We start from the raw sequence: 13,160 nt of genomic DNA on the forward strand, positions 1-13,160 counted from the left end.
ATGATGTGATTCACCTTCAGCAGCAGCCAGGAACCGAATAGAAAGGGTTGGTCATAATGATTAGTTGATAGATTGACTGATTATTTATTCAAAACAGTAATATTATCACGAAAAGTTAAGCTTAAAGCTAATACAAAATGTGACAAATATCTTCTTTTTAATAAAAATATATTTATAAAAGATCCGAATATTATTAAAAGTAATAAAAAAAGATTGCGGTATCCAGGAAAAGTATGGCAATATAGTACACAAGGTTGATTTAATTTAATAAACTCCAAATAACTTAATACTAAAGGACTATAAAAAGGGGGATCTTATTATTTATTTCGCACTTATCTGTTATTTAATTACAATTATCTAGGTCCAATATAAATTAATAGAATAGAGCAAATGTTTATAGAAATGGCGGCGATTTTTTGAGTAATGACAAAAGAGAAAAGAAAGATAAGCTGATTGGTGATGTCACATCTTTTACAATTCCTGACACTTATGTCGATTTCGTAACTGGTGAAAGAAAAGATGTAACGAAGCAGCAGCTGAAGACGATAAATGAGGCATTAGGAAGAAGAGGATTGGTACATTTGGTAATGACGGGGATATCCCTGGTGGATGAACACGTGCTCGATGATAACAAAATTAATGTGACTAACAAGGTAGAACAAATGTCTCATCAGGTTAAAACAATAGAATATTTAGTACGTGGACTCTATGAATTTAAAATCGGTCATTAAGTTTGCGTTAGCAACAATTATCGGACAGTTTCTGTTTATTTTTTTAATAGTATTGATTGTAATTAGTATGGTACAACATGTGGTTACTTTACCTCAGAAGATGACAAATGAAGTAACTGGAGAGATAAAGGAGTTTTTTCTTGGGAAAGATCCCGATCTAAGAGGGATAGATTTTCAAAGAATTGCTGATGAGTGGATGGAGCATTATGAATGGACAAATCCTAGCAATAACATGATGGAAGTAGGATTGCCTACTGATATTATAAATACACTCAGGGAAAACAAGTTACTCTTACCTCCAAGTATTCTTAGTACTATAACGAGTTTGAAAAAGCAAAAGAAAGAATTATGGATTAAAGATCTATCTTATCAATTAATGCCCAGGGATCTTGTATTCACTACTATCAGCGATTCTAATAACGGAACGAGGATAGTAGTGAGTCAGATAACAACCTATCTCGGTAAGTACACAATTAAATATATTGGAACAAGTGTATCTGAAATGAATTTTGAAGATGACACAGTAATATTTGATAAGGTACTGAAAAAACAACGATTAAAACAAGAAAAAGAGCTTATCTTGGCTATATCCGAGGCATATAATCCTGGTTTGGATTTACCTGTTCCAGGGGGTAACGATAATATTGTTGGAGAAGGTACGGAGTTTATACGACCTGTAATTGGCATGTATAGAATTTCCAGTAAATTTGGAAGTAGGATTCATCCTGTAACGCATAAATTCTCGTTTCATCAGGGAACGGATTACGCGGTTCCAATAGGTACGAGTATTTATTCTGTAGCTGATGGAGTGGTTATTGCTTCAAAGTTTTCATCTACGGGAGGAAATTATGTTCAAATTAAACATACAAATGGCTATTTATCAAGATATCTTCACATGAGTGTTCGTAAGGTAAAAGTAGGAGATATAGTTAGACAGGGGCAACTTATAGGCATTTCGGGAAACACAGGAAGATCGACAGGTCCCCATTTACATTTAGAAATGAAGACACCAAATGGCGAGTTAGTAAATGCCGAAAATTATTTGCCCTAAACTTATTAAAAATAATAAGTAAATTAAAATAAGTTATTAAAATAAGAAAGATGGTGTTGGTTCTGAAAGTTCGCAAAGTTACGTCGTACGTATTAATGATACTTATCTTTCTAGGAGCTATAGGTGGTTTAGAAGTAATATTCAGTAACAAAAATAATGACAATAAAAAGGAATATGCAGATATACAGTCTTTTGCTGAATACGTAACTAAATTGTACCTTACTGTAGATCCAGAGCTTCAATCTCGAAAGGATCAGTTGAGGTTAACAGCTCCTAGAATGGCTGAAGTATTATCTGTACCAAAAAACATAAGACAGTGGGTTCAGCAGGTTAAAGCTAAAGAACCTGATAAATACGCGAATGATAGATATTCAGTTCAAGTAGAGACATGGACAGTAGCATTAAAAAAGGTTGTGAAAGAAGGTGATAAAAATGGCGGGCTTAAATATACTCCACGACGTTATACAGTTGATTTAGATATTGTTGGTGACGGATCTCAGGGATACATCGTTTCAGGTCTTCCAAAGATTAAAGAAATACCTGTCAACATTCGAGAAATTGAAAAGGTTGAAAGTCCCATCGATGAAAAATTACTACTACCACTTCTAAATAATATATTACCTACAGTTTTCAGTGGGAATATTGACGAAGTGAAAAATTACCTTTCTGAAAATGCTGAAGTGAAATTATTTAGTGGTGGATATGAGTTCATAAAAATTATTGATACTCAAATTTACGAATCTGATAAAGATGAATATCGTATTTTGGCAAATGTTAAGGTCATGGATCCCGTAACTGAAACTCCAATTGGATTGAAAATAACAATGGATGTAATCAGAACAAATGATAAATTTTATATCAAAAATGTATTTTAGAGGAAGGGGAAACAATGAACGGTAAAGTTCATGGAGCTGCAGGTATGGCATTATCAAGTTTTGTCCTGACAATTCATCCGCAAAATCCTGTTGTTACTACAGCTGCGATAATCGGATCTGCATTTCTAGCAATTTTAAGTGATGTCGATCATGCTGGATCCTCTATATCACAATTACCTGGTTTCAATTTAGTAAGTAGAATTCTCTCATTGATTCTTAAGCACCGAGGATTTACTCATTCGTTAGCAGCTGTAGTATTGCTTTTCATTATTCTAAAGCAGAATGATTTCAAACCAATTTTAATTTGGATATGGGTAGGGGCGTTTTTTTCTCATATTTTCTTGGATTTATTTAATGAGCAAGGAGTTCAACTATTGTGGCCATTACCTTATAAAATCGCATTACTACCAGGGATGATCTCAGTCTCAAGTCAACCGTATTCGTTAGTGCAAACAGTGTTATTTCAAACGTTTTTTTGGCTGAGTGCTATCTTTTCGATCCATACGTTTATGACAATAAGCCTTGGATATTCACAATTAAAATTTGCTGGAGAGTTTTGGTTTCAATACGTGGCACCTTATATACCAATTATTTAGGGGGAAATTATATGTTCGGATCATATGCAATTACAGGAATACCACTAGTTGATGCTATTTTTACTTTAATTATTAAATGTATGGCTGCTTACTTCATTATTATCATGATAAGTAAATGCATAGAGAATTATAGAAAAGGAAATATGGCTCAATTTTTCGTGAACGTTGTCGTAGGTATACTTCTTTTAGTAATGATTGTTGGTATAGATACGGTTGCGGGTTGGGTGCCACAGCTGAAGAATAACTTGCCGAAGTAATAATATGTATAAAACTTATGTGAAGTTATTCAGAGTTCAGCCGGAGATTACTACTTTAGGAACGGGAAAGAAAGTCATACGATTACCCAAAGAGTTATGGCTTACAGTCGATACAGTCATAATAACGTTTTTTGCGCTTCCTATTGTACGGTATTTAATTGTCCCTATTCTTGATTTGTTTATAAATATAAATGAACTTGGATCGTTAGGTAGTTTCGTTAATTGGTTTTTGGCTTTTGTAATATCATTTCTGCTTTCAATGCTAATGAGAAAGTTTGACCCGGATGGTAAATCAGTAAATCGATGGATTTGGGATTATGTGAAATTCACTCTTCGTCCTAAATTCACTGATGGATGGTCAAAGGTGGGAATTTATAAAACAGCTGAATCAAGCTACAAAATTAATGTAGATGTATTCTTGGTGAAAAATAATATATGCGGTAGCTTACCGGCCGTGGGTGAAAAAGTTGATAAATTCGCTCTTTATTCTACGGCCAACGTCACCATAAGGTATGGAAAAGTTAAATTCACTAATGGAAATAGTCTGAAGCCTGGGATATATGCAGTTCGAGATAATAAAATTATTCGTACTGCAAATCTGCCCCAAAAAGCAAAGAAGGTGGGAGCAGCGTGATACCAATTTCATATATAGATGAGAGCCGAGTATTTGATACACGAGGTAATGCCTACGCATATTATATTTTGGAAGGTTCAATGTATGCGTTTGTTTCTCTTCAGAAGAAGATTTCAGAGATAAAGCGAACTAATTTTGCGCTGATGTCACACATAGGAGAATATGACATCTTTCTTCTTGCCAAACAACTCTCAGTAGAACAAATAGGTAAGGAAATAAGTAAAAATTCAAAGGATCCTTGGTGGCAAAGACAGGTGGGATTAACAAAGCAATACATAGACAAAGAACGTCCATTTGATAGAGTGAATGTTCTTTGTTTTCCCTTAAAAAAAACAAGTAATCGTGAAGAAGGTGTTAAGCCTGTTATTAAAGGTATTTGGGCCGGAGTTAAGGATTTTAGAAATAAGGCTAATATATTTGAAGAAAAAGTTACTCTAAATCAGAGTGATATAGATGATGCTTATCAGCAATCAGAAAAATTACTTAAGTCAATTAACTTTCGAGGATTAAGAGTTGCCACGCTTGAAGAAACTGAATGGTGTTTAAAAAAGGGTTATTTCAGAGGGATAGGAGATCCAGGATCGTTAATTCCATCTCCTTTCCCGGTACAAGTTATAACGCCAGGAAAGGATCGAGTGGTTAGACCGAATCGTTCTGTACTAATGACTTTAACTGAGGGTAAGATGCATGAATTTACCAAGCATATTGAAATTAAACATTTTGATAATGAAGTATCCTACCAATCATTTTTACCTGTGCTGAATGTACCAACAGATATTAATGATAACAACCCAACTGGACGAGAATGGATATACGGTGTATTAGAGAGGCTTAAGTTTCCAATTGACTGCGCTATACATGTTCGCATGGAGTCACACAGTACCGCTAAATTGAAAGTAGAGAAAAAAAACAAACGTGCGAAGGAACAAGCTAAAGAATGGCATAGTGCAGGCTCAGATGAGGATGACTTTTTTGGACAGAGTGATATTCCTGAAGAACTTTTAGATGATCTAGAGGCAATAGATGAACTACGGAAGAAATTTCGGGAAAGACAACCCTTAGCGTTTATTAAAGTTGTATTTGCACTAGGAGCAAATAGTTTAGATTTATTGAATTCACGCATTAGAGAATTAAAAGAATCTGCAGAAGACAAAGAATTGATTATGATTCAACCTACTGCAGAAATGCGAGAATTATTCCAAGCTTTCTACCCATTTGGTAATGAAATTAGCTCGAATTATGAAATGGCTATGGATCCTGGAGTATTAGCCGCGGGTGTGCCGTTCGGAGTAAGAAAACTAGGAGACCCATCTGGGTTTGTGTTAGGTAATTTATTAACAGAAAAGTCCGTGTTTATGGATCCTGTTCGTCCTATGACAGTACTTAATAGATCAGGTGCTGTATTGATATCTGGAACATTAGGAGCCGGTAAGACCTTTCTTATGAAGCTGCTGATGGCCCATCTACTTATGTGGGGAGCATACGGTTTTACTAATGACCCTAAAGGAGATTGGAAGAGGTTCTGTGAGCATCCTAAAATAAGACCAATAAGTAGGATTATTTCATTTACTCCAGGATCGAATACGCTATTTACTCCATTCAGATTAGGTCAAACTAAAGCGCAATGTTATGATGCTGGCCTTGGTATGATGGAAATCATACTTAATGGTAAAAACATTGAATATCGAAATTTAGTGATAATAGAAGCTCTGAATCAAATGTATCAAACTGAAGAATGGGACATGCACAATTTTTATCGAATTATGAAAGATATCGCTAAGAATCATAAAAATCAACTAGATAGAGAGCACGCTCATTACATGGCTCGATTTATAAATACGTTGCCTAATCATGGTATCGGAAGAATGATTTTTGGTCGTGATGATGGTAAACATATTTTTGAGGATAAACGATTTGTTGTTACCATAACGCGTGGTCTAACGCTACCGAGTCGAGGTGTCCAAAGAGAGAGTTGGAATCAAGGGGAGAGCCTGTCAGTAGCTATGATGTATGCTATTTTGACACTTGGTATGCGTTATCTTACAAGTTTGCCTAACAATACACTTAAAGGCTTGGCATGGGAAGAATATTGGTATTTAAAGACTTTTGATAAAGGAATTCAGCTATATAACGAAGCTCTTAGGCTTTCACGATCTGAGAAAATGGTAGTCATCATGGGTTCACAAAATGCGACAGACGCTAAGATGGAAAATGCTGATGAAGCAGAGGATCTTACAGGGATGTTTGGTTGGAAATTTATGCTTAGGCTGGATTCAATCAATCAAGTTAAATATGCATTGCACGACTTAATGGATATGCCAGATGAAAGACCAGAGGATTGGATGGAAACTTTTTCTGAAGAGTACTGCAATGGAAAAGGATTAGTGAGAGATCCTGAAGGAAATGTCGGAGAAATGCAAGTTATTGCCCTGGATCCAGAACTAATCCCATATTTAACATCTACTCCGGAATGATTGGAGACATTTATGAAAACTAAATCAACTATTATTTTCGTAGCTTTATTTATAGTGAGTTTTTTAAAAGGAAAATTAGCGGTTGCAGCAATGGATGACTTATTTCCTCCAATTGAAGGATTCGATCATTCTCCAATTGCCAATTATAACTGGGATCCACCCTCAGGTATATTTGGCGCTATGAATCCTTTATACATTGTATCCATACTGTTTTTTTTGATAGTTATTTTCATGTATAGATTTGGAATTATGGTGTTTGATTTTGGGAAAAACCCATCATTTCTCTATGATTTGTTAGATAATGCTACAAAAATGGTCACTACAAGATTATGGGATATTGTTTTATATCTGATACCAATTTTTATTTTAATTGTTTTGATATTTATCATTAACGATTATAGGCGTGGGAATATAGCGAATATAGGAAAGAGAACTGTGAATTTTTTACTAGCAATGATAATTACTGCAGTAGTTGCATCTATGACAGGGGCTACAATTATTAAACTGAATGAAGCTTCACAGCTTTTAGGTGAACAAATCAGTAATAAAATTAGTGGAAATACCTCTTCGAATACAAACTCTTTATATTCCTTGGCGTGGAAGTCTGCTATTGAGGATCCCTTTGGAAGAGGAGAAATTGGGGATCCGGAGTTAGCAATTTCTGATACAGAGGCATCTCAGTTATCAGCAAAGATTAATAAACCTGTTTTAGCCGGAACTAAGTGGACCACGTTGATCTTAAGTTATCCACCCGAATCAGAGGCGAGATTAGATATTGTTTCATCATTTGAAGATTGGCATGAGGAAGCGTATGATGAGGCGTTTTCATCAAGTTCAAGATTCCTCACATCATTATTTGTACTTTTGGTGGGAGTGTGTGGATTCTTATTTTTTATAATATTTGGTTTAGTTTTTTTACTTCTGTTTCTTCTACTGATCTTGGTAGTGCTATCTGCAATGGTATTTGTACCAATGGCGTATTTACCATCGGATAAGGTCCATTTATTAATGAAATGGGGTAAATACTTTCTTACTCTTCTTGTCGCTACATTAAGTGTTCAAATTTACGTAACCTTTATTGTCATCTTAATCGATCTTGTCTCCAGTGTAGACTTGTTTATTTCTTTGAAAATGTTTTTACTTGCCGTTGTATTTCTATTGGGAATATTAATATTCCTACTAATTTGCACGCTGCTCTTTAAGAGAACTGGTGTCCAGAATAGTTATAGAAGAATGCGTAATCGAAGAGGATATGAATATGATGATGAATTTGAAGAAGGTGTTTATCCCCGTAAAGTGAGGGGAAAACACAAGAACGATAGCAGCGACAGAATAATACATTCAACTAAGAGTAGTAATGAACCGATGACAAATGATCGCGTGAATAATGCGGATAACAACCATACGAGGAATGCTAATGTTGATGATAGAAGCAACCGTGAAACGAATCAAGATAATAAAAGGATTAGAAGACCTAACGGTGACGAAAGGAATAGTAAAGATAGAGCTACTGAAACAGTTAATCAGAATAATAGATCCCAGGAAAGTCATAGATCTGAAGATCGAGAACCAGGGTCAAGTGAGGATAGTTTAAGGAATAGAACTAATTCCAATTTAAAAGAAGAAAATAATAATCCTACTACACAGACTAACCAGGCTAATAAAAAACAGAATAATCAGCCTACTGAACAGAATAGAGAGGGCAAGGCTCAAACTGGAACATCAAACACACCTTCAAGTAGTCAAAAGAATACTCATTCAGATGATCGGATAATGATACCGAGAGATGAAAATCTTAACGGAAATAGAGACAGATATCCCGATAAAAATGTTTCAGAACCTTCAAAAGATAATAAAACTCATAATCCTTCCTCACCAAGAAATGATCAGGTAGAAGGAGCTAACAGAGACAGAATTAATCCAAATAAAACCCAAAGTTCAAATTCAGAAAGATCTACTAGTGATGATAGGAATCTAGTAGTGCCAAAATCTAGTGAACAATCCGGAAGGATACGGAGACCAGCTACTCTAGGTGATCTTAGACGTAACATTGAAGAGAACGAACGATCAACTGATGATCGAACGAATGGAACAAGAGATACGAATAGTAAACCTCAACAGATTAGTCCACTTCCGCAGAGGAAAGTAGTTAGTGGACAAGCAGACTCAAGAAAAGAAGGGGGAATAGAAGAAGTGGATTTAAAACCATCCAAAGGATCAGTAAGTACAGATGATAGATTTATTAAACCTCCTGTAGTAGAACCGCAAAAGAAAGCAGATACAATACCTACTAGCAACAGAAATAGTGGAAGTAAAGGAAAAACAGAAGATATTGTTAAAACACCACCTAACCGACTCCTGCCTATTCGAGAGAAAGATACTAAAATTAATAACTCCCATCCTGAAATGCAACAGGGTAAAAAGTCAGACATTGTTGGTGATAAACGATGACGCAACGGTTTATAGTTTGTCGCATTTGTAATAGAAAGCTTACAAATCCAAGATCTATCGCTGTTTCTATGGGACCTGTATGTGTTCGGAGATTTGGAGTTCTATTTGATGAAGCTCTGCAGTATGCCAATTCTCTTGGAAGACAACTTGACGTTGGGTTAATAGAAAACGCAGCTGTTATATCAGCTCAAGATGCCTATCGTAATAGATTGCGTGGTAGATCTAATCAAGTTCCTCAGAACCAGACAATTGAAGTTATGTCCGGAACATTAGGGCAAATGGAGGAGGTAAACGTTGAATTCTGTAACGAGAATCATGCCCAAGTCATAACTCCACGTGGGAGTTATGACGTTACAGAGAATTCATGTACGTGTCCTCATTATGTGCATCGGCTACAGAATACTGGTCAAGAATGTCGGCATATTGAGGCATTTAGGAGAGCGAGAGGACAAGAGAGTAATCGATCCTCTACACCACTAAGGGTAGCAATCGATAATGAAGCAAGAATACAAGCAAGACGATCATTTGAATTTATTGATTGGAGAGAACAAGAAGCTCGTGAGAGTGTGCTTGAGGTATGGAAACAGAATCGTGGATTCGATGGGATTTTAATGACAGAAGACACTGGAGCATTTGATGAAATTCTCCAACAGGCAACTGGTGAGTGGGAATATAAATATGAAAATGTACTAGGTGGGACAGGTAATACATTTGGTATGGAAATAGAATTTGAATTACCTTCAGGTGTGACTGGTAGAGAGGTTGCAGCTGCATTGCATCAAGCGGAGATATTAGACTCCCCGACAATATCCGGATATCACTCTAATGGAGGAACCCCTGGATTTTGGAAGCTAGAAACAGATGGTAGTCTTCAAAATGGGTTAGAACTGGTTTCTCCAATTCTGTTTGATCGGAGAGAAACATGGGAACAGATCGAAAAGGCAACAGAAGTATTAAAGGGTATTGGGGTTAAGGTAAACCAACGTACTGGTGGTCATATTCATGTTGGTATAGCTCCTATGGATCATAAAACATATGCATGGCAACGTTTAGCTCGTATAGGTTTGGGATATGAGAAATTATTCTATCGAATGGGTTCAGCTGATCCGGAAGCTTATAATAATGGATCTCATGGGAGGCATCGTGGGAGGAGGTACGCAACAGCTCTTTCAGCAGAATCGAGAAGAATCAGAGGAACAGATACAGCTGTTATGGCAAGAAAAAAACTCTCTGAAAACCGGTATTCTCTATTTAATGCTACAAATGTAGATGCTATTCGGAATTGTAAACCAACTCTGGAGATGAGATATCCTAATAGTTCACTGGATGCCTCTCAATGGCAAGCGCAAATTCAAGTTGCTAACGCGATAGTACATCAGGCATCGGTAATAGAAAATAATAGTCCACTTTCTAGATTCACTCCAGGTTTGTCTGATCTTGAACATCAACTTAGAGTAACAAACAGATCAACAGAAGTAACAGAAAGAGAATACTTCCGAAAATTTCTAGATGTTTTAGGGAATAAGGAGGATCGACTTGCAGCAAGTTGGCTCTTTTTAAGAGGTAGAGCATAATTTTTTACTAAAATAAATTAAATTATATTAAGTTAAAAATAAATTTACAAAAGTATAGACCTTGAAGCTCTATTAGTGTAAAATTAGTAAAAAATGGACTTGGTAGGAGCGTGAATATTATGGCGAATTGGCTGGAATCGACATTGCAACCAACAAAACTATATTATATCAAGACGATTGATGGACGTAGAGGAGAATCAGATTCGGCTGTGGAAATTTTCGATCTACTTTGCGGATCAGGATATTCTGATTGCGAAGATAGAGCAACGCATTTAATCATGTTATCGCTGCTATTAAAACAAGTTGCAATGCTTTTAGCCCAAGAAGAAAATATGGCAGATGTATATGATGGGTTAGGAAAAATATATTCAAATTATGAGAAACAGGAGGGCGAGATGAAATTTAATCAAGAAGAAATAACTGTACTTGATTCCTGGGATGAATCTACTACAATTCAGTCTCTTATAAAGACCGGTTATATTGAACTCTATCAAAAAGTCCTTACATTCGGTGGTTCAAAAGAGGACAATTGTCAAAATTGTATATTTAGAGATGCTGGAAAAAATGATTACTGCTCTACCTGGAATATGTTTGATGTAAATAATAAAGTAAGTGGATGTCCTTTTTGGACAGGTAATACGAGGTATTCTGACTATAAAGAAGTAATGGCGGTAAGTCTTGAAAATACTACTCAAGATATCTTACCGCCCCATTGCAGGGTCCACTAATTTGTTTGTTTTTTCGCCATGAGTTTTAGTAATGCATGAAGATGTTCCTGGTCTTTGAGGGATAGCATTCTAAATAAAAATATCATATCTATTTCTTCTGAGTTTGGGGAAAAACTACTAGGTTCAAAAAAGATATCCCAGAATTCTATTCCAACAGCATCAGCCCATCTTTCTAAGGCTCTTACTGTGGGTTTTCTCTTATTATTTTCCCACTCGGATAAAGAAGCTCTAGATATATTGCTTTTCTCATGGATCTTATCTAATGTGAAATTTCTATTTTTTCTTATAGACCGTAACCGTTCTCCTAGATTCAAGAGGAGAGCCTCCTAACAATAAGATATACACAGAATTATCTTCGCAAAAAAAAGAAGTTAGAGACACTTTTATTTCAATAACTTATTAAATTTAATAAAAAAATTACTAAATTATATTAAATTAAATAAAAAGGGTGATTCAATGATAGCAATTGTAGTAAGAGAGGAAATTGAATCTGTAGTCAGAAAGTCGCTGGATGGACTTCATATTCTATATGAGAAAATAGGCTTTTTATCTCTTGACGAAATGCAGCTGACTATTAAAGAGATTAGATCGATGGACGAAATTGGTTTATTTATCTTAGATGAGAAAGTTTGCGCAGATCCAAAAGATATTCTGACCGCCATAAAAAATTATAGGTTTGTTCGTGAAGAAGAGAGAGTTTTAGTAATTATAGATGATAAAGGAAATGCTCCAGCCTATGCGGATCTCGGTATTTATGATTTTGTTTTGTGGGAAGGTATTTAATGAAACTTAAGCAACGGATTTATCTAGCTCAATTGATTAAGGCAGCCTTTTTATTAGTTAATACAAACTTAACAAAAAAAAATGAGCTTAATGATTGCGAAGAAAACCTTCTTAAAGCAGTAAATGAATGCACTAAATGTGATGTTAAGGAAGAAATTGTAACTTCAATAGGTAGAGAACTTACAATTTATGAAGGTGTAGGATGTATTGGTTCGTATGATTATCCTGATATTTTTACGAATAATAATTTAATGAAATTTGGAGAGTTATTCACTCTAAATGGTCAGAAATACACAATTGTAGATATTCATCTTCATGCCAATAGAAGTGTTGAGTTAAAGGTGAATCGAGTTGGAAATTTTTGAAAATACGAAGAAAGAGATTGGGGGAGGAAATTTGGAGATTTACGGATTGTTACGATCAACTAGCCTATCTCAAAAGGTTAATAAAAATATAGAAATTATACAAAATATAACAACTAAAAATATATTAGAAAAGATATTAAGTAACTATGAGGATCCTATGTCTACTGTTTTTATTGTGGATCCAATGATTTTTTGGTATGAATCTGCAAAAAAGGCACTTGAATTAAAGGGTGCGAAATTCGTTGAATATAACGGAGACATAGATGAAGTGATTTCAGAATTAAGGTTAATTCAATTTTCTTCGACAACACAAGAAGTGAATTTAAAGGATAGTAGTTCATCTGGTTTTGAAGAAAGATTGCGCTTCAGAGTTGAAAATCCGCTGGATGATGAAAATTGGAAGGAGGAACTATTTGGTCCAACAGTAGAAAAAAAGTATACAGATAATGAACTCTATAATTTAGCAAGCGAAGTTGTTATGAAAGAAAATTATGCTTCTATACCATTGCTTCAGAGTAAATTGAAAGTTGGTTATACGAAAGCAAGTGAGTTAATTGATATGTTGGAAAAAAACGGACATATAGGTCCATATGAGGGTACGAATTCTCGGGCAGTTATCTTTCAGAAGGATCAAAATCAAG

General features: G+C 35.3%; 14 protein-coding genes. 13 read left to right on the forward strand and 1 reads right to left on the reverse strand.

Features of this window, described 5'->3' with window-relative positions:
• Nucleotides 1-416 precede the first annotated feature (416 nt).
• The 10 genes from BW961_RS28520 to BW961_RS28565 all read left to right on the forward strand — a co-directional run bounded on the left by BW961_RS28520 (nucleotide 417) and on the right by BW961_RS28565 (nucleotide 11,371).
• Nucleotides 417-731, forward strand: coding sequence for a hypothetical protein (locus tag BW961_RS28520; protein ID WP_068591234.1), 315 nt, complete (start codon nucleotides 417-419; stop codon nucleotides 729-731).
• Nucleotides 709-1,782, forward strand: coding sequence for a M23 family metallopeptidase (locus BW961_RS28525; protein WP_068591237.1), 1,074 nt, complete (start codon nucleotides 709-711; stop codon nucleotides 1,780-1,782). The genes BW961_RS28520 and BW961_RS28525 overlap by 23 nt, the downstream gene beginning before the upstream one ends.
• Nucleotides 1,783-1,877: 95 nt before the next feature.
• Nucleotides 1,878-2,657: a hypothetical protein gene (locus tag BW961_RS28530; RefSeq protein WP_139331792.1), complete on the forward strand. Its 780-nt coding sequence runs from the start codon at nucleotides 1,878-1,880 to the stop codon at nucleotides 2,655-2,657.
• A gap of 14 nt (nucleotides 2,658-2,671) precedes the next feature.
• Complete coding sequence (locus tag BW961_RS28535; protein WP_068591240.1) at nucleotides 2,672-3,253, forward strand: metal-dependent hydrolase; 582 nt, start codon at nucleotides 2,672-2,674, stop codon at nucleotides 3,251-3,253.
• 11 nt (nucleotides 3,254-3,264) lie between these two features.
• Nucleotides 3,265-3,510: a hypothetical protein gene (locus BW961_RS28540; protein WP_068591243.1), complete on the forward strand. Its 246-nt coding sequence runs from the start codon at nucleotides 3,265-3,267 to the stop codon at nucleotides 3,508-3,510.
• Nucleotides 3,511-3,514: 4 nt separating this feature from the next.
• Nucleotides 3,515-4,144 carry a TcpE family conjugal transfer membrane protein gene (locus BW961_RS28545; RefSeq protein ID WP_068591244.1) on the forward strand — a complete coding sequence of 210 codons (630 nt, stop codon included), beginning with the start codon at nucleotides 3,515-3,517 and terminating at the stop codon, nucleotides 4,142-4,144.
• On the forward strand, nucleotides 4,141-6,618 hold the full coding sequence (locus tag BW961_RS28550) for an ATP-binding protein (RefSeq protein ID WP_068591247.1): 2,478 nt from the start codon (nucleotides 4,141-4,143) through the stop codon (nucleotides 6,616-6,618). The genes BW961_RS28545 and BW961_RS28550 overlap by 4 nt, the downstream gene beginning before the upstream one ends.
• Before the next feature lie 12 nt (nucleotides 6,619-6,630).
• On the forward strand, nucleotides 6,631-9,069 hold the full coding sequence (locus BW961_RS28555) for a hypothetical protein (protein ID WP_068591249.1): 2,439 nt from the start codon (nucleotides 6,631-6,633) through the stop codon (nucleotides 9,067-9,069).
• Entirely contained in the window at nucleotides 9,066-10,643 is a 1,578-nt protein-coding gene (locus BW961_RS28560; protein WP_068591251.1) for an amidoligase family protein, read from the forward strand. Before BW961_RS28555 ends, BW961_RS28560 begins: the two co-directional genes overlap by 4 nt.
• A gap of 119 nt (nucleotides 10,644-10,762) precedes the next feature.
• Nucleotides 10,763-11,371, forward strand: coding sequence for a hypothetical protein (locus tag BW961_RS28565; RefSeq protein ID WP_068591254.1), 609 nt, complete (start codon nucleotides 10,763-10,765; stop codon nucleotides 11,369-11,371).
• Here the strand turns inward: BW961_RS28565 and BW961_RS28570 are convergent.
• A complete protein-coding gene (locus BW961_RS28570; protein WP_068591257.1) occupies nucleotides 11,368-11,685 on the reverse strand; it encodes a helix-turn-helix domain-containing protein in 318 nt (105 codons plus the stop codon). The genes BW961_RS28565 and BW961_RS28570 overlap by 4 nt on opposite strands.
• A 142-nt stretch (nucleotides 11,686-11,827) precedes the next feature.
• On the opposite strand from BW961_RS28570, the gene BW961_RS28575 reads away from it, so the two are divergent.
• The 3 genes from BW961_RS28575 to BW961_RS28585 all read left to right on the forward strand — a co-directional run.
• Nucleotides 11,828-12,154, forward strand: coding sequence for a hypothetical protein (locus tag BW961_RS28575; protein ID WP_068591259.1), 327 nt, complete (start codon nucleotides 11,828-11,830; stop codon nucleotides 12,152-12,154).
• Nucleotides 12,154-12,519 carry a hypothetical protein gene (locus tag BW961_RS28580; RefSeq protein WP_068591261.1) on the forward strand — a complete coding sequence of 122 codons (366 nt, stop codon included), beginning with the start codon at nucleotides 12,154-12,156 and terminating at the stop codon, nucleotides 12,517-12,519. Before BW961_RS28575 ends, BW961_RS28580 begins: the two co-directional genes overlap by 1 nt.
• Nucleotides 12,506-13,160: DNA translocase FtsK (locus BW961_RS28585; RefSeq protein WP_280175232.1), on the forward strand; the 655-nt coding region annotated here is incomplete at its 3' end. The genes BW961_RS28580 and BW961_RS28585, both read left to right, overlap by 14 nt.

This window comes from Paenibacillus macquariensis, assembly GCF_900156375.1.
GTDB lineage: Bacteria > Bacillota > Bacilli > Paenibacillales > Paenibacillaceae > Paenibacillus_AQ > Paenibacillus_AQ macquariensis.